This is a genomic window from Stenotrophomonas sp. SAU14A_NAIMI4_5 (genome assembly GCF_003086795.1).
In the GTDB taxonomy this organism is placed as follows: domain Bacteria; phylum Pseudomonadota; class Gammaproteobacteria; order Xanthomonadales; family Xanthomonadaceae; genus Stenotrophomonas.
In genome coordinates, this window is record NZ_CP026003.1 from 4,153,540 (window position 1) to 4,172,570 (window position 19,031).

Genomic DNA, 19,031 nt, shown 5'->3' on the forward strand with positions numbered 1-19,031 from the left:
CATTATCGGCCATCGGGTGGGTCAGGCTGAACCGCGCGCTCAGGCAACCAGCGCGCGGGTGGTATCAACGTACTGCTGCAGGCGCTGGCGGGCGCTGCCGTTGGCAATGGCGGCACGGGCACGGGCCAGGCCGTCGCCGATGTCGCTGGCCACGCCGGCCACGTACAGCGCCGCGCCGGCATTGAGCGCGACGATGTCCAGCGCCGGGCCGGCCTGGTTGTCCAGCACCGCGCGCAGCATCTGGATCGACTGCTCCGGGCTGTCCACGCGCAGGTTGCGGCTGGCCGACATGGCAATGCCGAAGTCTTCGGGGTGGATCTCGTATTCGCGCACCTTGCCGTCGCGCAGCTCGCCCACCAGGGTGCCGGCGCCCAGCGAGATCTCGTCCATGTTGTCGCGGCCCCAGACCACCATCGCGCGCTCGGTGCCCAGCTCGCGCAGCACGCGCGCCTGGATGCCCACCAGATCGGGATGGAACACGCCCATCAGCACCGACGGTGCGCTGGCCGGGTTGGTCAGCGGGCCGAGGATGTTGAAGATGGTGCGCACGCCCATCTCGCGGCGGACCGGTGCGACGACCTTCATCGACGGATGGTGGATCGGCGCGAACATGAAGCCGATGCCGGTCTGTTCGATGGCCGCAGCGACCTGTGCCGGCTGCAGCTCGATGGCCGCGCCCAGCGCTTCCACCGCATCGGCGCTGCCGGACTTGGACGACACGCTGCGGTTGCCGTGCTTGGCCACGCGCGCACCGGCGGCGGCGGCGACGAACATCGCGCAGGTGGAAATGTTGAAGGTGTGCGAGCCGTCGCCACCGGTGCCGACGATGTCGACCAGGTGGGTGGTATCGGCCACCGGCACCGCCAGCGCGAATTCGCGCATGACCGTGGCGGCCGCAGCGATCTCGTCGATGGTTTCCTTCTTCACCCGCAGGCCGGTGAGGATGGCGGCGGTCATCATCGGCGAAACATCGCCGCGCATGATCTGCCGCATCAGGTCGACCATTTCGTCGAAGAAGATTTCGCGGTGTTCGATGGTGCGTTGCAGGGCTTCCTGGGGGGAGAAGCTCATCGGAATGCTCCTTGGATCAGGCCGCCGGGCGCTGCAGGAAATTGCGCAGCAGGGCGTGGCCGTGTTCGGTGAGGATGGATTCGGGGTGGAACTGCACGCCTTCCACCGGGAACTGGCGATGGCGCAGGCCCATGATCTCTTCGATCGAGCCGTCCTCGTTCTCGGTCCAGGCGGTTACTTCCAGCGCGTCGGGCAAGCTGGTCTTGTCCACCACCAGCGAGTGGTAGCGGGTGGCCTGGTAGCGGTCCGGCAGGCCGGCGAACACGCCCTTGCCTTCATGGCGGATGGGCGAGGTCTTGCCGTGCATGATGTTGCCGGCGCGGATGACCGTGCCGCCGTAGACCTGGCCGATGCTCTGGTGGCCCAGGCACACGCCGAGGATCGGCGTGGTCGGGCCCAGCCGCTGGATCAGCTCCAGCGACACGCCTGCTTCATTGGGCGTGCATGGGCCGGGCGAAATGACGATGCGCTCGGGTTTCTGCGCGGCGATCTCGTCCACGCTCATCGCATCGTTGCGCACCACCTTGACCTCGGCGCCCAGCGTCTGCAGGTACTGCACGAGGTTGTAGGTGAAGCTGTCGTAGTTGTCGATCATCCACAACATGGTCAGGTTCCGTCGCTTATCAGGAAAATGGCGTACACGTTTTCGGTGTAGGTGATGGGGCCGGCTTCGACCGACTCGCGCAGGCGGGAGCCCGTGGCCTCGATGCTGTCCTGCGGCGCGGGCGGCGCGGGCGGAGTGATCATGTCGTCGGCGCGAGGCCAATTGCCAGCCTGCACGCCGTAGGCAAAGCTCGGCGCCACATCGGAAATGCTGTACAGGCCGCGCACGCTCGTTCCATAGGCCTTGGCCAGGCCCTGCGCGGACTCGCGGGTACTGGCCGCCGCCTCACCCTTGAGTTCGCGGCGCAGCGCCACTTCACCCGAGTAGGTCGGGGCCATGCTGCTGACCTGTACGTTCTCGTTGGCCTTCAGCGCGCCCAGCACGTCCTGCATCGCCTTCACGCTGGCGAAGCTGGCACGCAGCTGGCGCGACACGCGGGTGCCGATGAAGACCTGCCGGCTCTGCTCATAACGCGTCGCTGGGCCGATCCGCAGGTTGTCCGCACGCACGCTGCCCTCCACCGCCTTGTTCTGCTTGAACAGCGCCAGCACGCGGGCAACGTTGTCCTGCACGCGGCGGCGCGCCGCATCGGCATCCATGTCGGTCTCTTCAATGTTCAACTGCAGGCCGAACCGGTCCGGCATCACCGTGCGGGTGCCCTGCCCCTTCACCAGCAGATGCGGCTGCGAGGGAAGGGTGTTGGCCTGCGCCCATGCAGACGGGGCCATCGTGGCCAGCAGCGACGACCACAGCAATGCGCTCAGCAGCTTCATGCGGTACTCCTTGTCTTGAACGGGAACAGCGTAAGGTGCCGCGGCGCGGGCCACGGCACGGGAAGGCTTACAGGCCCTTGGCAGCCTGGGCGACGGCGCGGAACAGTGCGCGGCCCTTGTTCATCGTCTCGTCCCATTCCTTGTCCGGGTCCGAGTCGTAGACGATGCCGGCGCCGGCCTGCACGTACAAGCGGCCATCCTTGATGACGGCGGTGCGGATGGCGATGGCGGTATCGGCATCGCCGTGCCAGCCGATGTAGCCGATGCTGCCGGCGTAGACATTCCGCTTGATCGGCTCCAGCTCGCGGATCACTTCCAGCGCGCGGATCTTCGGCGCGCCGCTGACCGTACCGGCCGGGAACGTGGCGCGCAGGACGTCGGCGTAGCTCAGGCCCGGCTGCAGCTGCCCGGTCACTTCGCTGACGATGTGCATGACGTGGCTGTAGCGCTCGATCACGAACTGCTCGCCCACTTCCACGGTGCCGGCCTTGGACACGCGGCCGGCATCGTTGCGGCCGAGGTCGATCAGCATCAGGTGCTCGGCGCGTTCCTTCGGATCGGCCAGCAGCTCGGCTTCCAGCGCCTGGTCCAGCTCGGGCGTGGCGCCACGCGGACGGGTACCGGCGATCGGGCGCACGGTGACTTCGCCCACGCCGTCATCAGTATGTTGCAGGCGCACCAGGATTTCCGGCGACGAGCCGACCACCTGCAGGTCGCCGACATCGAGGAAATACATGTACGGCGACGGGTTCAGCGCACGCAGCGCGCGGTACACATCCACCGGGCGCGCCTTGAACGGCACGCTCAGGCGCTGGCTCAGCACCACCTGGAAGATGTCGCCGGCGCGGATGTATTCCTTGCTGCGCTGGACCGCATCGACGAAGCCTTCGCGGGTGAAGCCGGAGATGAAATCGGATTCGTCCAGCACGTCGCTGGTCAGCGGCGCGGGATAGCCCGCACCCGGCGCACGCAGCTTGGCGGTCAGGGCATCCAGGCGGGCCTGGGCCTGGTCGAACGCACCCTCGACCCGCGGGTCGGCATGCACGATCAGGTACAGGCGGCCCTTGAGGTTGTCGAACACCGCCAGCTCGTTGGAATCCAGCAGCAGGATGTCCGGCGTGCCCAGCTCGTCGCGGCCGGCCGGCGGGGCCAGGCGCGGTTCGATGTAGCCGATGCACTCGAAGCCGAACCAGCCGACCAGGCCACCGGTGAAGCCTGGCAGGCCGTCCAGCTTCGGCACCGAGTGGGCGCTGCGCAGCGCCTCGACCTCGGCGAAAGGATCGGCCACTTCGCGGGTTTCCACCACCTGGCCGTCTTCACGCACGGTCAGGGTGTGGCCGTGGAAGGCATACACGCGACGTGCCGGCAGGCCGATGATCGAGTAACGACCAAAGCGCTCGCCGCCTTCGACGGATTCAAACAGGTAGGTATTGGGGCCGTCGGCGAGCTTCAGATAGACCGAAAGCGGCGTGTCCAGGTCGGACAGCACTTCACGGACGACGGGGATATGGGTGTGGCCTTCAGCGGCCTGCTGCTGAAACTGAGCGAGCGAATTCAAGACGACTTTCCTTCCGGGACACAGCGTTATGGGGGCGGACGACGGCAACGGGCCACCATCGCCACCAACGGCGTGCGGAAGAAAGGGTATGCGGGGTCGTCAGGCTGGACACCCCTTGACTGTAACGCAGCCGGGGCGGGAGGGAAACCCTGTGAAACTGAACCGGCCGTCGGGGGGATGGCTGGGGAGTTCGGGCGGGGGGCGCCGGTAGAGTCGACTGTCAGTCGACTGCTCATGGCGGGACCGCTGAAAACCCCGCGCTGCGCGCGCAAGTCGACTGACAAACGACTCTACCCCTTGGCTTCGGGCTGCCAGCTCGGGGGCCTGGGGCTCATCAGTAGAGTCGACTGTCAGTCGACTGCTCTTGGCGGGACCACTGAAAACCCCGCGCTGCGCGCGCAAGTCGAGTGACAGTCGACTCTACCCCTTGGCTTCGGCTGCCAGCTCGGGGGCCTGGGGCTCATCGGTAGAGTCGACGGTCAGTCGACTGCTCTTGGCGGGACCGCTGAAAACCCCGCGCTGCGCGCGCAAGTCGACTGACAGTCGACTCTACCCACTCGACGCTACCCCGTTAGCGCTACCCCTGCCCGGCCAGCAGCGGGCAGCCGACCGGCAGGTGCATGCGCACTCGGCCTGCCACGCAGTCGATGCGGAAGCGCTGCGCCTGCACCGGCTCGCCATCCAGGTTCAACGTCAGTGCCTGCGGCGCCTCGATCTGCAGCCACGGCAGCTGCGCACGGGTCGCCACGCGCTCGAGTGCCGCGTCCTTGCCGCCGGTCAGCATCTGGCCCAGGGTTGCGGCGACCTCGCCGTCCAGTTCGGGCACCACGGTGACGTCCAGCAGGCCGTCATCGATCAGTGCCTGCGGGCACAACTGCTGGCCACCACCAGCCTGGCGGCCGTTGCCGATGCCCAGGGCGATGAAGCCGCCTTCCCACTCGAAATCCGGGCCGGTGAGGCGCGCGGTGATCGGCTCGATGCGGCCCAGCTTGGCGATGCCGGTGATGACATAGGCCAGCCCGCCCAGCATCTTCTTCAGGCCCGCATCGGTTTCCACGGTCACCTGGGTGCCGAAGCCACCGCTGGCCAGGTTGGCGCACCACCAGCGTTTGCCATCGGCGTCCACGCGCAGCAGATCGATGGGCCGCGCCGGCGCCTGCGCGATCAGCGCGAACGCGTCTTCAGGATCAGTGGGAATGCCGACCGACGTGGCGAAATCGTTGGCCGTGCCCATCGGCACCAGTGCCAGCGACGGCAGCGTGTCGGCCGGCTCTTCGCGATGGGCCAGAGTTTCGGCCACCGCACTGAGCGTGCCATCACCGCCCGCCGCCACGATCACGTCCACGCCATGGTCGATGGCTTCGGCCACGTAGCGCTCGGCGTCGCCCTCTTCCCAGGTCACCCGCACTTCCAGCTGCACGCCCTGCCCGCGCCAGCGGCCAACCGCACTGCGCAGGTCGTCATTGCCAGCGGATTTACCGTTGAGTATCAGGCGCCAGCGCGGGGTAGTCATGCAGAGCTTCCAAGGATGGGGCCACCAACACTAGCAGCGCCCGACGGCGGGCCCGGTGAAGCCGGCGAAATCGTTCAGCCGAGCGCAATAACCCCAACTTTCAAGGGACGTTCTTCCGTGTACATCGGCTCGTCTGTGTCGGCATCGATTTCGTCATCGGCCTGGCCCTCTTCAAAGCACATGTATCGAGGGTTGTTCCAATCCGCGGCCACAATGGCCTGCACAACACTGCGGATATCGGTCGTTTCAACGTGGTGGCAGCCAAATGGCAGATGGCCGTGCTCGGATGACACCAGACTCAGGCGCAGTTGGCGCACCAACATGTCGTGCCAGCAGTAGAGCGTCATTGCGTGGCCCGGGATCTGCGCGGCACGGTGGCTGGCAAGCCTGCGGATGAATGCTACTACCTGACCGACATCCAGGGTCACTTCCGGCGGCGGTGAGAATGCGCAGAGATTGCCGTTCGCCTCGGCGTTTATGCAGTCCAGATCAATGACCAGCGTATCTTCTGCTGCAAACTGAAACCACGACTCAAGCAGCGTAACGGCATCATTCTCCATCCCCACAGTCTAGTGCCCGTGCGACGGCACCCAAACAGCCGTTTGCGACATCATGTCATCCAGCTGTCACCGAGCAGCCGGATAATGGAAGGCCATAGCAGGGAAGACGGATGGAGGCAGGATCAGCCTCCCACGAATGCAGCAGGGCCGCGCCAGCGTTTGGCGCGGCCTTTTTTTTGCCATGCCGCGACGGCTCAGAGATAGGCGTCGATCGGGCTGTGCAGCAGGCAGCTGTCGAAATCATCCACGTCGCGCAGCCCTGCGTGATCGATGCCGTGCTGCTGCAGGAGGATGGCGAGTGCACCCATGCCATCGGCAAACCGGCGCTCGACCCGCGTCAGTGGATCATGCATGGCGAGGTCGTAGTCGAAGCCATAGGCCGTTTCGGTGAAGCGTGCGGCGTGGGTGACAAGACGCACCTCGAAGGCACCGTGCGCACCCGGCAGGACATGCACGAACCGGCGCAGGTCGTCCTGTGTTGCAAGCTCTGCTGCCAGGGGGTGTCCCTGCACGATCCGCTCCAGGGGAGGCAGCGGCGGTTCTGGATGGCGGCGCTGCCACAGCACCAGCGCGCGCTCGACATCATGGCCGCACCGCTGCAGGTCGGCGGCAGCCTCATCCACCGGGGCGCCCGTGCGTTGCCTGTACTCGGCAACCAGCCGGCGCACGATCCAGGCATGCGCCATGGCAAGATCCCCACCCGATTCCATCAGTGCCTGCCGGCAGGTACTGATGGACGCGGGCAGCTGCTGGCGAAGCAGGGTGATGCGTTGCGGCAGGGTCAGCGCATCCACGTGGCGGCTACCCGGCAAATGCCTTCAGCGCCGCGCCTTCCAGCCGGTACACGGTCCACTCGTCCTGCGGCTTGGCACCGGCGGCGGTGTAGAACTCGATGGCCGGGGTATTCCAGTCCAGCACCGACCATTCGAAGCGGCCGCAGCCTTCAGCCACCGCCTGGCGGGCGATGTACTTCAGCAGCGCCTTGCCGGCGCCGACACCGCGCTTTTCCTGGCTGACGTACAGGTCTTCCAGGTAGATGCCCTTGCGGCCCAGCCAGGTGGAATAGTTGTAGAAATACACCGCATAGCCGATGGCCTCGCCGTCGGCTTCGCAGATCAGCGCGCGGGCGGTGGCATCGGCGCCGAACAGGCTCTCGGCGATGCCGATCTCATCGGTCTGCACCGAATGTTCGGCCTTCTCGTAGATGGCCAGTTCGCGGATGAAATGCAGGATCAGCCCAGCGTCGGCCACGGTGGCCGGGCGGATGTCCAACACGGCCACCGTCGCCATGGCTCAGCCCCTGGCTGCAGCGACGTTCGCGCGCATCTGCGCGATCACGTCCTGGTAGCTGGTCTTGGCGTTGAAGATGGCCGAGCCGGCCACGAAGGTGTCGGCGCCGGCGGCGGCGATCGCGCCGATGTTGTCGGCCTTCACGCCACCGTCGATCTCCAGGCGGATGTCCTTGCCGCTGGCATCGATCTTCTGGCGGACCACGCGCAGCTTGTCCAGCGCCGAGGGAATGAAGGCCTGGCCGCCGAAGCCCGGGTTGACCGACATCAGCAGCACCAGGTCCAGGTCATCCAGCACCCAGTCCAGGATGTCCACCGGGGTGGCCGGGTTCAGCACCAGGCCCGGCTTGCAGCCCAGCGAGCGGATCAGCTGGATGGTGCGGTGCGGGTGGCGGCTGGCCTCCGGGTGGAAGCTGATGTAGGTGGCACCGGCCTCGGCGAAGTCCGGGATGATGCGGTCCACCGGCTCGACCATCAGGTGCACGTCGATCGGCGCGGTGACGCCGTGCTTGCGCAGGGCCTGGCAGACCATCGGGCCGATGGTCAGGTTGGGCACGTAATGGTTGTCCATCACGTCGAAGTGGACCCAGTCCGCACCGGCGGCCAGGACGTTGTCCACTTCCTCGCCCAGGCGGGCGAAATCGGCGGACAGGATGGACGGGGCGATGAGGCAGTTGGACATGGCCGGGGCCTTGGAGACGAGGGAAAGGGGTCAGCGCTTGCGCAGCGTCTTGATGCGGTCGTAGGCGGCGTTGATCCGCCGCGACTTCTGCTCGGCCTGCTGCTGCAGCTCGGGGGCCGCGCCGCCGAGCTTGTCGGGGTGGTACTGGGAAATGAGCTTGCGGTAGGCCCGCTCGACCTCGGCGTCGGTGGCCTCGGAGGTCAGCCCCAGCTCCCGGTACGGGTTTTCCTTGTTCAGGCGGAACCAGTCCGAGTCGAAGGCATGGCCGAGCAGCAGGCCGATGACCGCCCCGAACAGCGGATTGGGCCGGAACAGCAGGGCCCCGGCGATGAAACCGAGCAGTTTTCCGTACCAGCGCATGGCGCCCCAGGGTCGACCGGCGAAATGGATGCTCATTTTACGTCACAGCGGGCCCGGACCGCTTTACACTAGGCCGCCCGCTGGTCAGCGGGCCCGCCGGGTCCGTTGGGCAGCCGTATCGACAACGCCCCAGGAGTGCCCGTGCCAACCACGCTGTTGCAATCCGATCTCCCCGGCCTGCCCTTGCGCCATCGCGGCAAGGTGCGTGATGTGTTCGATATCCCGCGCGAGCGGCTGCCTGCAGGGACCCCGCCGGGCGACTACCTGCTCATGGTGGCCACCGATCGCCTGTCGGCGTTCGACGTGGTCCTGCCCGACCCGATCCCGGGCAAGGGCGAGATGCTCTGCCAGGTGTCCAACTTCTGGTTCGCCAAGACCGCCCACCTGATGCCCAACCACCTGACCGGCATCGACGTGGCCAGCGTGCTGCCCGAGGGCGTGGACCCGGCCCTGTACGCCAAGCGCGCGGTGGTCACCCGCAAGCTGAAGCCGGTGCCGGTGGAGGCGATCGCCCGCGGTTACCTGATCGGCAGCGGCTGGAAGGACTACCAGCGCACCGGCAAGGTCAGCGGCATCGACCTGCCCGACGGCCTGCGCCAGGCCGAGCAGCTGCCCGAGCCGATCTTCACCCCGTCCACCAAGGCCGCCGTCGGCGACCACGACGAGAACATCGATTTCGATGCGATGGTCAAGCAGGTGGGCGCGGACCTGGCCGAGCGCGTGCGCGATGCCACCCTGCGCATCTACAAGTTCGCGGCGGACTACGCCCGTGAGCGCGGCATCATCCTGGCCGATACCAAGTTCGAGTTCGGTACCGATGCCGATGGCCGCCTGTACATCATGGACGAGATGCTGACGCCGGACTCCTCGCGTTACTGGCCGGCCGACGAGTACGAAGTGGGCACCAGCCCCCCGAGCTACGACAAGCAGTTCGTGCGTGACTACCTGGAGACGCTGGACTGGGGCAAGACCGCCCCGGGCCCGAACATCCCGGCGGAAATCATCGAGCGCACCCGCGCCAAGTACGCCGAGGCGCTGCAGCGCCTGGCCGGGATCAGCGTCGACTGATTGCCCCAGCGCCCCCGGCCGGAAGGTCGGGGGCGTTCTGCTTGGGACGACCCATTCGCCCGGATGATCCGCTGAACCCCGCGCTGCGCGCGATGGTCGACCAACGGTCGACCCTACCCTGCGGACGCCCCCGCACCGTCCGGCCCGGCCGGAGTATGCTGGCGGCATGCAGACCACCACCCAGCTTGCGCGGCCGATCGACCGCTACTTCGCCAGCTATTCAGACGACCACCGCAACGTCATCAACCAACGCATCCACGTGGTGGCGGTGCCGGCGATCCTGTGGTCGGTGGTGGCCCTGCTGTGGTGCGTGCCGCCGCTGATCACCTGGTTCCAGTACGGCATCTGGTCGGCCTTCGCGATGTTCAGCGCCTGGTGCTTCTACAACAAGCTGTCGCGCCCGCTGGGCATCGGCATGCTCATCCAGTTCTTCGTGTTCGGCTGCCTGTGCCGCCTGCTGGAAGCCGAGATCGGCCTGAACAGCCTGCGCTGGCTGGCGGTGGGCGTGTTCGTGGTGGCCTGGGTGGCGCAGTTCATCGGCCACAAGTTCGAGGGCCGCAAGCCCAGCTTCCTGACCGACCTGACCTACCTGCTGATCGGCCCGGCCTGGGTGATGGCCAAGGCCTACCGCAAGCTCGACTGGCGCTACTGACCTCTCCTGCCGCGTCACTGTCCGTCGTTTCCTGAACGGGCGCGTCCCGTCACCCCTGCTGCACGAACGACCTGCCAGCCTGCGATGCACGGGCGGCACACGGCTGCCTGCGCATCCGCCGTGAAAGCCACAGCCGTTGCCACGCGGGGGCGCAGGCCGCCATGCGCGGGCGTAGGGAGCCGATCCTGCAAAGCCGGCGACCACACGCCGCAAGGCCCTGGAATGGGCATGCCGCACCGCAAAAAAGATGAATAGCGCACGTTACATGCCGTTTGTGGCCGTTACATGGGTTTCGGCGGCATTTGGCTGACTGTTAGACTCAATGACCTGCTCGTGAATCATGGATTCCCTGCATGCTCCCCAGCCTGCCCCTGCTGCTGGCCCTGCCGTTCCTGATGGCAGTGGCTGTTGCGGCCTTCCCCCGTAGTTCCCGCTCGACAGCCGCCTGGCTGGCGGCGCTGGCGCCGTTGGGCGGATTGGCCATCCTCGGCTGGCTGACCCCGGCCATCATGGAGGGGCAGGTGGTCCGCAGCGTGATGCCTTGGCTGCCGCAGATAGGGCTGGACTTCGCCCTGCGCCTGGACGGCCTGGCCTGGATGTTCGCCGGCATGGTGCTGGGCATCGGCGCGCTGGTGGTGCTTTACGCGCGCTACTACCTCAGCAGCCAGGACAACGCGCACCGCTTCTACTGCTACCTGCTGCTGTTCATGGGCGCCATGCTGGGCATGGTGATCTCCGGCAACCTGCTGCTGCTGATGGTGTTCTGGGAAATGACCAGCATCAGCTCGTTCCTGCTGATCGGCTTCTGGTCGCACCGCAAGGACGCCCGCGAGGGCGCGCGGATGGCGCTGGTGATCACCGGCGGCGGCGGCCTGGCCCTGCTCGGTGGCGTGCTGCTGATCGGCCGCATCGTCGGCAGCTTCGACCTGGACGTGGTGCTGGCCGCCGGCGACCAGATCCGCGCCAGCGCGCTCTACCCCTATGCCCTGTTCCTGGTGCTGGCCGGCATCTTCACCAAGAGCGCGCAGTTCCCGTTCCACTTCTGGCTGCCGCACGCGATGGCCGCGCCCACCCCGGTGTCGGCCTACCTGCATTCGGCCACCATGGTGAAGGCCGGCGTGTTCCTGCTGGCCCGCCTGCACCCGGCCCTGGCCGGCACCGACCTGTTCTTCTATACGGTCAGCGGCATCGGCGCGCTGACCCTGCTGATCGGCGCCTGGAACGCGATCTTCCAGCACGACCTGAAGGGCCTGCTGGCCTACTCGACCATTTCCCACCTCGGCCTGATCACCCTGCTGTTCGGCCTGTCCACGCCGATGGCGGTGGTGGCCGGCGTGTTCCACATCCTCAACCACGCCACGTTCAAGGCCTCGCTGTTCATGGCCGCCGGCATCATCGACCACGAAACCGGCACCCGTGATATGCGCAAGCTGGGTGGCCTGCGCAGGCTGATGCCCTTCACCAGCGCGCTGGCGATCATCGCCTCGCTGGCGATGGCCGGCATCCCGCTGCTCAACGGCTTCCTGTCCAAGGAAATGCTGTTTGCCGAGGCGCTGACCGCCGGCGGCCCGGGCACCATGCGCACCGCGGTGTCGATCGCCGCGCTGCTGGCCGGCGTGTTCGGCGTGGCCTACAGCCTGCGCTTCGTGCACGACACCTTCTTCGGCCCCGGCCCGCACGACCTGGACCGCGTGCCGCACGAGCCGCCGCGCTGGATGAAGGTGCCGGTGGAGATCCTGGTGGTGATCTGCGTGGCGGTGGGCATCGCCCCGGCGCTGACCGTGGCCCCGGTGCTGCATGCCGCGGCCGGCTCCATCCTCGGCAACGCCATGCCCGAGTACAGCCTGTCGGTCTGGCACGGCTTCAACCTGCCGCTGGCGATGAGCGCGATCGGCGTGGTCGGCGGCGTGGCCCTGTACTTCGGCCTGCGCAAGCTGATCAACCTGCACGGCGTGCAGAACACCGCCACCGGCCGCAACGTCTTCCACGCCCAGCTGGACACGGTGTCCGCGCTGGCCATGCGCCTGACCAACGGCATCGCCAACGGCAGCCTGCAGCGCATGCTGCTGGGCCTGGTGCTGGTGGCCATCACCGTGGCCGCCGCGCCCTACATCGCCAACCCGGCCTCGCCCAACTGGACCAGGCCGCAGTCGATGCCGCTGCTGGGCTGGGCGCTGTGGCTGGTGATGATGGCCTGCGCCGTGGCTACCCTCCGCGTCTACAAGCAGCGCCTGCTGGCGGTGCTGCTGGTCGGTGGCGTCGGCCTGATGGTGTCGCTCACCTTCGTGTTCCTGTCCGCCCCCGACCTGGCCCTGACCCAGCTGCTGGTGGAGATGGTGACCCTGGTGCTGATGCTGCTGGGCATGAACTACCTGCCCGCCCAGTCCGGGCCGGAGCGGCCGCGCTGGCGCAAGCAGCGCGATGCGGTCATCGCGATCATCGCCGGCGCCGGCCTCGGCGCGCTGGCCTACAGCGCGATGACCCTGCCGCCGAACACCATGGCCGGCGAGATGCTCGCCCGCGCCCTGCCCGAGGCCTATGGGCAGAACGTGGTCAACGTGATCCTGGTCGACTTCCGCGGCTTCGATACCTTCGGCGAGATCACCGTGTTCGGCATCGCCGCGCTGGTGGTGCATGCCCTGCTGCGGCGCACGCGCATGGCGCCGGAACAGATCATGCCGGGCCCGCCGATCAAGCTGCCGGTGCCGGCCGATCTGGCCCAGATCATGTTCCCGCTCACCCTGACGGTGTCGATCTTCCTGTTCCTGCGCGGCCACAACGCGCCCGGCGGCGGCTTCATCGCCGGCCTGGTGCTGGCGGTGCCGCTGCTGATCCAGTACGTGATCCAGGGCACCGCCTCGGTCGAATCGCGCTTCGGCTTCGACTACATCCGCTGCATCGGCATGGGCCTGCTGATCGCCCTGCTCAGCGGCAGCGCCTCGATGCTGTTCGGCGTGCCGTTCCTGACCAGCGGCCACCTCGACCTGCACCTGCCGCTGATCGGTGAAGTACCGCTGGCCAGCGCGATCGGGTTCGACATCGGCGTGTACCTGGTGGTGTTCGGCGGCGCCATGCTGATGCTGTCGATGATGGGCACGGTCAAGCCGTCGCGCACGCGCACCGCGCGCCGGGGCGAGATCGACCTGCAACGCCGTTCGGCCCGCACCGGGGAGATGCACTGATGGAACTGGCCCTGGCCACCGCGATCGGCGTGCTGACCGCCATCGGCGTCTACCTGCTGCTGCGCGCGCGCAGCTTCGATGTGATCCTCGGCATGACCTTCCTGTCCTACGCCACCAACCTGCTGATCTTCGCCGGTGGCCGCGTGGTGCTGGGCAAGGCGCCGGTACTGAAGGAAGGCGTGGACAGCAACCTGGGCAACTACACCGATCCGCTGCCGCAGGCGCTGGTGCTGACCGCCATCGTCATCGCCTTTGCGATGACCGCGGTGACCATCGTGCTGGCGATGCGCAGCCGCAGCGACAACCACAGCGACCACGTGGATGCGCACGAACCGGATGAGGACGCACCGCCGCGTCGGGGCGAGGACCAGGCATGAATCATCTGGTGATCCTGCCGATCCTGGTTCCGCTGCTCGGCGCCGCGCTGTCCCTGTTCGTCGAACACCGCCGCTATGGCCCGAAGGTGCAGCGCAGCGTGGCCTGGACCGCGATGGCGGCGCTGGCCGTGGTGGTGGGCCTGCTGTTCGCGCAGACCGCCGGCGGTGACATCAACGTCTACCTGCTGGGTGACTGGCCCTCGCGGCTGGGCATCGCGCTGGTGGCCGACCGCCTGTCGGCGTGGATGCTGCTGACCACGTTGCTGCTGGCCATCCCCTGCCTGATGCATGCGTGCTCGGGCTGGGACCGGCGCGCGCCGCACTTCCACGCGCTGTTCCAGTTCCAGCTGGTGGGCCTGAACGGTGCGTTCCTGACCGGCGACATCTTCAACCTGTTCGTGTTCTTCGAGGTGATGCTGATCGCCTCCTACGGCCTGCTGCTGAGCGGCGGCCGTGGCCTGCGCATGCGCATCGGCCTGCACTACGTGGTGTTCAACGTCACCGCCTCGACCCTGTTCCTGATCGCGCTGGGCCTGCTGTATGCCTCGCTGGGGTCGCTGAACATGGCCGAGCTGTCGCAGCGCATCGCCGAGGTACCGGCCTCGCAGCTGACCCTGGTGAAAGCGACCATCGGCCTGTTGCTGCTGGTGTTCTGCGCCAAGGCCGCGCTGATGCCGCTGTACCTGTGGCTGCCCGAATCCTATGCGCGTGCGCCGGCGGCGGTGGCGGCGCTGTTCGCGATCATGACCAAGGTCGGCCTGTACGCGGTGCTGCGCGTGCAGATGCTGTGGTTCGGCGAGGACGCAGGCGCGCTGGCCGGCTACGGCCGCGACTGGCTGCTGTGGGCCGGCGTGGCCACCCTGGTGCTGGGCGGCCTCGGCGCGCTGGCCGCGGCCCGCCTGCGTGTGCTGATCTCCTATCTGGTCGTCGTTTCGGCGGCGACGCTGTTCATCGCCTTCGCGGTGGGCACGCCGAAGGTGCTGTCGGCCGGCCTCTACTACCTGCCGCACAGCAGCTTCGTGGCGGCGGCCCTGTTCCTCATCGCCGACCTGATCCGCCGCCGCCGTGGCGGTGCCAGCGACCGCAAGGAAGTGGTGGCACCGATGCCGGGCAAGGAAACGCCGGCCGTGCTGTTCCTGATCGGCGCGGTGTCGGTGGCCGGCCTGCCGCCGCTGTCCGGCTTCCTGGCCAAGGCCGCGCTGCTGGCCGGCATGCCGGCGCAGTACACCGCCGCGGTGTGGACGGCGGTGCTGGTCAGCAGCCTGCTGGTCATCATGGGCCTGACCCGCGGCGGCATCCGCCTGTTCTGGCGCGTGCCGACGCCCGACCCGGACGCGCCGCCGCCGCGCAAGGCACCGCTGCGCCGCATCGAGCTGTATGCCGCGTGCCTGCTGCTGGCCTACGGCGTCGGCATGGCCGTGGCCGCCGCGCCGCTGATGCGCCACACCGACGCCATCGCCGCCCAGCTGCTGCAGCCGGGTGACTACGTGCAGCAGTTGCGCGCGACCACGCCGGAGATCCGCCAGCCATGACCGCCAAGCGTTCCTTCCGCCGCCGCGTGTTCCCCTCGCCCGCCCTGAGCATGATGGTGGTGGCGTTCTGGCTGCTGATGTCCGACAGCTTCACCCTCGGCCAGATCGTGCTGGGCCTGGTGCTGGGCGTGGTGGTGCCGCTGTTCGCCGCGCGCCTGGACCGCGAGTTCGCCAGCATCGGCACGCTGCGGCCGGTGCCCAAGCTGCTGGTCGTCACCCTGTGGGACATCCTGATGTCCAACATCCGCGTGGCCATCCAGGTGCTCGGCCCGGAGCGCAACATCCACCCCGGTTTCATCTGGCTGCCGCTGGATATCGCCAACATCCATGGCATCGCCGCGCTGACCAGCATGATCACCCTGACCCCGGGCACCGTGTCGGCCGCGCTGAGCGATGACCGCAAGTACCTGCTGGTGCACGTGCTGCACCTGGAAGACCCGCAGGAACTGATCGACACGATCAAGCGACGTTACGAAGCCCCGCTGATGGAGATCTTCCCATGACTGGATTCCAGATCATCCAGACCACCCTGGTGGTGTGCATGCACGTGGTCGGCCTGGCCATGCTGCTGGGCACCTGGCGCCTGCTGCGCGGCCCCACCGTGCCAGACCGCATCCTCGCGCTGGACACGCTGTCGGTGACCGCCATCGCCGAGCTGATGCTGTTCGGCATGTACCTCAACTCGGCGATCTACTTCGAAGCGGCGCTGGTCATTGCCATGCTCGGCTTCGGCAGCACGGTGGTGCTGAGCAAGTTCGTGCTGCGCCGGGACATCGTCGAATGATCACCTTCATCCAGATCGCCCTGTCGGTGCTGCTGCTGTTTGGGTGCTTCTTCATCCTGGTCGGTGCACTGGGGCTGGTGAAGCTGTCGACGTTCTTCAAGCGTCTGCACGCGCCGACCAAGGCCAGCACGCTGGGCGTGGGCTGCGTGCTGGCGTGCTCGGTCTGCTACCACATCTTCCTGGGCCAGGACCCGCAGCCGCGCGAGCTGCTGATCACCGTGTTCCTGTTCATCACCGCGCCGATCAGCGCGCACATGATGGCCAAGGCCGCGCTGTCGCTGCTGATGGAAACCCGCCCCAGCCTGCCGGGCAACGAGCGCGCGAAGGAAGAGCAGCTGCCGCCGCCGGAACCGGCGCGGGAAGAGGAAACCCCCGCAAGCTGACGGTAGGTGCCGACCGTTGGTCGGCATTGCCCGCTCTTGGTGGGTGCCGACCGTTGGTCGGCACGGCCCGCTCTTGGTGGGTGCCGACCGTTGGTCGGCACGGCCCGTCATCCACGCATGGCGTGGATCTACAGGACCAGGGCGATCTCCAGGCCCAGCCACGCGACGAATGCGCCGAGCAGGATCCCGCCTTCGCCACGGCTGATCTTCAGGTCACCGCGCAGCATCGGGTACAGCACCAGGGCGAAGGCCAGCAGCGCCGGCAGTTCCAGGCGCACGAACGAGGCCGGCAGCGCCAGCGGCTGCAGCAGCCCCATCGCGCCGATCACCAGCAGCAGGTTGACCACGCTGGAGCCCAGCACGTGGCCCAGCACCATGTCACCGTGGCCACGGCGCGCGGCTGCGATGGCCGCGGCTACTTCCGGCAGCGTGGTGCCGATGGCCACCGGCAGCAGGCCGACCAGCAGCGGCGTCCAGCCCAGCGCCGCACCGAAATCCGCCGCAGCGCCCACCACCAGGCGCGCCCCCCAGTAGAGCGTCAGCGCGGCGATCAGCACGCGCAGCACGTTCAGCGGCAGGCTGGTGCGGCTCAACGCGGATTCGGCGATGACCGCCTGCACGTCCGGCGCTTCCAGGCGCCCGCGACGCAGCAGCACGATCTGCACCAGCACGAAGCCCGCCACCAGCACGCCGGCTTCCCAGCGCTGCAGGCGACCATCCAGGCCGAACACGATCAGCAGCAGGCCGGCGGCCAGCAGCGACCACCACAGCACGCCCTGCAGGCGAGCGCGCAGCACCAGCGGCGCGGCGATGGCAGCCACGGCCAGGGTCAGGCCGAGATTGGCGATGCTGCTGCCGATGGCGTTGCCCAGGGCCAGCTCGGGCTGGCCGACGAGCAGCGCGCGCGCATTGACCGCCAGTTCCGGCAGCGAGGTGGCGACGCCGAGCAGCAGCAGGCCCGCAGTGAAAGCGCTGGCGCCGAAGCGCTGGGCGAGGCCGGACACGGCCTTGACGATGGAATCCCCGCCCAGCGCCAGCAGCAGCAGGCCAAGCAGGAACCAGGCAATCGAGATGGCGATCATCGAGCACTCCCCAGCGGTCGTGGCGCGATTCTACGCGTGGCCCACCCGCTGCGGGTGGGCCACGGTCGTGGTGGTCAGAGGCAGCCTTCCACGTAATCCACCTGCGGGGTCTGGCCGACCCGCCAGCCGCTGACCTTACCGTCGGGTGCCACCTCGAAATCGATGATGCCCGCGCCCTCCTGGGCCGGGCGCACGCGCAGGTGCTGGGCCTTCTCGTCGTACTTGTCCGGGCCGACGTCGGCGCGTTCGGGGTACAGCAGCTGCAGCTCGCCCAGGGTCATGCCGACCTTGCCGCCGCCCGGTGCGACGATGCCGGTGCTGAACACCTCGTAGCGCACCAGCTTGCGGCCTTCGATCATCAGGCGCGGATCATCGGCCCCCTGCGGGTGCAGGTAATAGCATTCGTCGTCGTTGTCATTGTCCGGCAACGGCTTGCCGGTCGCATCCAGGTTCATGACCTGGAGGGGCGCGCCGAAGCCACTGCGCACGTCGGCGATGGACGCGCCCAGGCGGGCGCCGCCGAAGCCATCCAGCCGCGCCGGGCTGTCGCTGCGCGGGTCGGCCGGCGAGGTGGTGGCCAGGTCGGCATCGGCCGGGGCGGTGGCGGTCGCCGTGTCCTTGGCCGGGGCGGGGGCAGCCTCGGGGCTGTCGGGGCTGCGCGAACAGGCGGCCAGCGACAGCAGCAACAGACCGGCAATCGGGAGGTGTTTCATGGCGCGGATCCTTGGCACGAGATGGCTGCACGCTAGCGCAGCGCGCGTGCAGGCGCTGCATTGTCATCGCCGTTTCATGCCCCGCGTTCAGGCTCGGCGTGCACCGACTTGGCTGTCCCTCCCATGCAACCGCGCAAGACCGACCTCGCCCGAACCGCGCTGCAGGCCCACCGCGCGCCGCTGGACATGCGCCAGCGCCGCCTGCTGATCCTGTGCGATGGCCAGCGCAGCATCGCCGACCTGACCGGCTTGATGGGCCAGGAAGCGCCTGCCATGGTGATCCAGCTGATCCAGGGCGGCTATCTGGAAACCGGCGCGCCCGCAGCGGCGAGTCCATCTGCAGCGCCAGCGCCTGCCGCGCCCCGCCCTGCGGCGGCGGCGGCAGCCGCACCCGTGCCCGCCCCCGTGCCAGCCCCCGCCCCGGCCGCACCGGTCGAGCGCCGCCGCTCGCTGGTGGCCGCACGCATCTACCTGCTGGGCATCCTCGAGATGCAGCGCAACCCGATGGCGGCCGCCCTGTTCCGCGACCTGCAGCAGGCCCGCGCCGAGAACGACGTGGTGAAGGTGCTGCAGGCGGCGCTGCAGGTACTGCCCGGCATGACCTCAGAAGGCTACTGCGAGCGCGTTCGGCAGCGCCTGCTGGAGGCGCTGCCGATGGAGCACTGCGACGCGTTTGCGGCAACGGCGTAGGGTTGCGAAAACACCCACGCATGGCGTGGATCTACAACATCACCCGGTCGCATTGACCGCGAAGATCCACGCCATGCATGGATCCCGCAGCCCGCCAGTAGATCCACGCCATGCATGGATCCCGCAGCCCCCAGTAGATCCACGCCATGCGTGGATGC

Annotated in this window: 21 protein-coding genes; 9 read left to right on the forward strand and 12 right to left on the reverse strand. The window is 68.0% G+C overall.

From position 1 onward, the window contains the following. Window positions 1–39: 39 nt before the first annotated feature. The 10 genes from trpD to C1925_RS19015 form a co-directional block, all read right to left on the reverse strand. Complete coding sequence (trpD, locus tag C1925_RS18970) at window positions 40–1,071, reverse strand: anthranilate phosphoribosyltransferase (protein WP_108770246.1); 1,032 nt, start codon at window positions 1,069–1,071, stop codon at window positions 40–42. A gap of 16 nt (window positions 1,072–1,087) precedes the next feature. Further along, window positions 1,088–1,675: an aminodeoxychorismate/anthranilate synthase component II gene (locus C1925_RS18975; RefSeq protein WP_108754392.1), complete on the reverse strand. Its 588-nt coding sequence runs from the start codon at window positions 1,673–1,675 to the stop codon at window positions 1,088–1,090. 2 nt (window positions 1,676–1,677) lie between these two features. Next, the gene (locus C1925_RS18980; protein WP_108770247.1) at window positions 1,678–2,448 is read right to left on the reverse strand and encodes an SIMPL domain-containing protein; all 771 of its coding nucleotides are present in this window, start codon (window positions 2,446–2,448) and stop codon (window positions 1,678–1,680) included. A gap of 67 nt (window positions 2,449–2,515) precedes the next feature. Beyond that, on the reverse strand, window positions 2,516–4,006 hold the full coding sequence (gene trpE, locus C1925_RS18985) for an anthranilate synthase component I (protein ID WP_108770248.1): 1,491 nt from the start codon (window positions 4,004–4,006) through the stop codon (window positions 2,516–2,518). 577 nt (window positions 4,007–4,583) lie between these two features. Further along, window positions 4,584–5,519 (reverse strand): lipid kinase YegS, encoded by a 936-nt coding sequence (gene yegS, locus C1925_RS18990; RefSeq protein ID WP_108770249.1) that lies wholly within the window; start codon window positions 5,517–5,519, stop codon window positions 4,584–4,586. 74 nt (window positions 5,520–5,593) lie between these two features. Further along, window positions 5,594–6,079: a hypothetical protein gene (locus C1925_RS18995; protein ID WP_108770250.1), complete on the reverse strand. Its 486-nt coding sequence runs from the start codon at window positions 6,077–6,079 to the stop codon at window positions 5,594–5,596. Between the two features lie 194 nt (window positions 6,080–6,273). After that, window positions 6,274–6,765, reverse strand: coding sequence for a hypothetical protein (locus tag C1925_RS19000; protein WP_216821981.1), 492 nt, complete (start codon window positions 6,763–6,765; stop codon window positions 6,274–6,276). A 115-nt stretch (window positions 6,766–6,880) separates the two neighbouring features. After that, entirely contained in the window at window positions 6,881–7,360 is a 480-nt protein-coding gene (locus C1925_RS19005) for a GNAT family N-acetyltransferase (RefSeq protein WP_108770768.1), read from the reverse strand. Between the two features lie 12 nt (window positions 7,361–7,372). Next, entirely contained in the window at window positions 7,373–8,050 is a 678-nt protein-coding gene (gene rpe, locus C1925_RS19010) for a ribulose-phosphate 3-epimerase (protein WP_108770252.1), read from the reverse strand. A 30-nt stretch (window positions 8,051–8,080) separates the two neighbouring features. Continuing rightward, window positions 8,081–8,410, reverse strand: coding sequence for a DnaJ domain-containing protein (locus C1925_RS19015; protein ID WP_079223907.1), 330 nt, complete (start codon window positions 8,408–8,410; stop codon window positions 8,081–8,083). 141 nt (window positions 8,411–8,551) lie between these two features. On the opposite strand from C1925_RS19015, the gene C1925_RS19020 reads away from it, so the two are divergent. The 8 genes from C1925_RS19020 (at window position 8,552) to C1925_RS19055 (ending at window position 16,388) form a co-directional block, all read left to right on the forward strand. Then, on the forward strand, window positions 8,552–9,478 hold the full coding sequence (locus C1925_RS19020) for a phosphoribosylaminoimidazolesuccinocarboxamide synthase (RefSeq protein ID WP_049448436.1): 927 nt from the start codon (window positions 8,552–8,554) through the stop codon (window positions 9,476–9,478). 166 nt (window positions 9,479–9,644) lie between these two features. Next, a complete protein-coding gene (locus C1925_RS19025; protein ID WP_108770253.1) occupies window positions 9,645–10,130 on the forward strand; it encodes an Mpo1-like protein in 486 nt (161 codons plus the stop codon). A 353-nt stretch (window positions 10,131–10,483) separates the two neighbouring features. Then, window positions 10,484–13,312, forward strand: a complete 2,829-nt coding sequence (locus C1925_RS19030; RefSeq protein ID WP_108770254.1) for a monovalent cation/H+ antiporter subunit A — start codon at window positions 10,484–10,486, stop codon at window positions 13,310–13,312. Further along, on the forward strand, window positions 13,312–13,689 hold the full coding sequence (locus tag C1925_RS19035; protein WP_108770255.1) for a Na+/H+ antiporter subunit C: 378 nt from the start codon (window positions 13,312–13,314) through the stop codon (window positions 13,687–13,689). Before C1925_RS19030 ends, C1925_RS19035 begins: the two co-directional genes overlap by 1 nt. Next, a complete protein-coding gene (locus tag C1925_RS19040) occupies window positions 13,686–15,221 on the forward strand; it encodes a monovalent cation/H+ antiporter subunit D (RefSeq protein ID WP_108770256.1) in 1,536 nt (511 codons plus the stop codon). The genes C1925_RS19035 and C1925_RS19040 overlap by 4 nt, the downstream gene beginning before the upstream one ends. Further along, window positions 15,218–15,724, forward strand: a complete 507-nt coding sequence (locus C1925_RS19045; protein WP_108770257.1) for a Na+/H+ antiporter subunit E — start codon at window positions 15,218–15,220, stop codon at window positions 15,722–15,724. The genes C1925_RS19040 and C1925_RS19045 overlap by 4 nt, the downstream gene beginning before the upstream one ends. Then, window positions 15,721–16,005 (forward strand): K+/H+ antiporter subunit F, encoded by a 285-nt coding sequence (locus tag C1925_RS19050; protein WP_079223917.1) that lies wholly within the window; start codon window positions 15,721–15,723, stop codon window positions 16,003–16,005. Before C1925_RS19045 ends, C1925_RS19050 begins: the two co-directional genes overlap by 4 nt. Further along, the gene (locus C1925_RS19055) at window positions 16,002–16,388 is read left to right on the forward strand and encodes a Na+/H+ antiporter subunit G (protein ID WP_108770258.1); all 387 of its coding nucleotides are present in this window, start codon (window positions 16,002–16,004) and stop codon (window positions 16,386–16,388) included. Before C1925_RS19050 ends, C1925_RS19055 begins: the two co-directional genes overlap by 4 nt. Before the next feature lie 128 nt (window positions 16,389–16,516). Here the strand turns inward: C1925_RS19055 and C1925_RS19060 are convergent, their stop codons facing one another. Continuing rightward, window positions 16,517–17,470 carry a sodium:calcium antiporter gene (locus C1925_RS19060; RefSeq protein WP_108770259.1) on the reverse strand — a complete coding sequence of 318 codons (954 nt, stop codon included), beginning with the start codon at window positions 17,468–17,470 and terminating at the stop codon, window positions 16,517–16,519. Between the two features lie 74 nt (window positions 17,471–17,544). Further along, entirely contained in the window at window positions 17,545–18,183 is a 639-nt protein-coding gene (locus C1925_RS19065; RefSeq protein WP_108770260.1) for a hypothetical protein, read from the reverse strand. Window positions 18,184–18,306: 123 nt separating this feature from the next. Here C1925_RS19065 and C1925_RS19070 point away from each other — a divergent pair, with 123 nt between their 5' ends. Next, the gene (locus C1925_RS19070; RefSeq protein WP_108770261.1) at window positions 18,307–18,873 is read left to right on the forward strand and encodes a hypothetical protein; all 567 of its coding nucleotides are present in this window, start codon (window positions 18,307–18,309) and stop codon (window positions 18,871–18,873) included. The last annotated feature ends 158 nt before the right edge of the window (window positions 18,874–19,031 follow it).

Bases quoted from the DNA above. Each gene is read 5' to 3' on its own strand.
- trpD (WP_108770246.1), bottom strand. From the start codon at position 1,071: ATGAGCTTCTCCCCCCAGGAAGCCCTGCAACGCACCATCGAACACCGC.
- C1925_RS18975 (WP_108754392.1), bottom strand. From the start codon at position 1,675: ATGTTGTGGATGATCGACAACTACGACAGCTTCACCTACAACCTCGTG.
- C1925_RS18980 (WP_108770247.1), bottom strand. From the start codon at position 2,448: ATGAAGCTGCTGAGCGCATTGCTGTGGTCGTCGCTGCTGGCCACGATG.
- yegS (WP_108770249.1), bottom strand. From the start codon at position 5,519: ATGACTACCCCGCGCTGGCGCCTGATACTCAACGGTAAATCCGCTGGC.
- C1925_RS18995 (WP_108770250.1), bottom strand. From the start codon at position 6,079: ATGGAGAATGATGCCGTTACGCTGCTTGAGTCGTGGTTTCAGTTTGCA.
- C1925_RS19000 (WP_216821981.1), bottom strand. From the start codon at position 6,765: ATGGCGCATGCCTGGATCGTGCGCCGGCTGGTTGCCGAGTACAGGCAA.
- rpe (WP_108770252.1), bottom strand. From the start codon at position 8,050: ATGTCCAACTGCCTCATCGCCCCGTCCATCCTGTCCGCCGATTTCGCC.
- C1925_RS19015 (WP_079223907.1), bottom strand. From the start codon at position 8,410: ATGCGCTGGTACGGAAAACTGCTCGGTTTCATCGCCGGGGCCCTGCTG.
- C1925_RS19025 (WP_108770253.1), top strand. From the start codon at position 9,645: ATGCAGACCACCACCCAGCTTGCGCGGCCGATCGACCGCTACTTCGCC.
- C1925_RS19030 (WP_108770254.1), top strand. From the start codon at position 10,484: ATGCTCCCCAGCCTGCCCCTGCTGCTGGCCCTGCCGTTCCTGATGGCA.
- C1925_RS19035 (WP_108770255.1), top strand. From the start codon at position 13,312: ATGGAACTGGCCCTGGCCACCGCGATCGGCGTGCTGACCGCCATCGGC.
- C1925_RS19040 (WP_108770256.1), top strand. From the start codon at position 13,686: ATGAATCATCTGGTGATCCTGCCGATCCTGGTTCCGCTGCTCGGCGCC.
- C1925_RS19045 (WP_108770257.1), top strand. From the start codon at position 15,218: ATGACCGCCAAGCGTTCCTTCCGCCGCCGCGTGTTCCCCTCGCCCGCC.
- C1925_RS19050 (WP_079223917.1), top strand. From the start codon at position 15,721: ATGACTGGATTCCAGATCATCCAGACCACCCTGGTGGTGTGCATGCAC.
- C1925_RS19055 (WP_108770258.1), top strand. From the start codon at position 16,002: ATGATCACCTTCATCCAGATCGCCCTGTCGGTGCTGCTGCTGTTTGGG.
- C1925_RS19060 (WP_108770259.1), bottom strand. From the start codon at position 17,470: ATGATCGCCATCTCGATTGCCTGGTTCCTGCTTGGCCTGCTGCTGCTG.
- C1925_RS19065 (WP_108770260.1), bottom strand. From the start codon at position 18,183: ATGAAACACCTCCCGATTGCCGGTCTGTTGCTGCTGTCGCTGGCCGCC.
- C1925_RS19070 (WP_108770261.1), top strand. From the start codon at position 18,307: ATGCAACCGCGCAAGACCGACCTCGCCCGAACCGCGCTGCAGGCCCAC.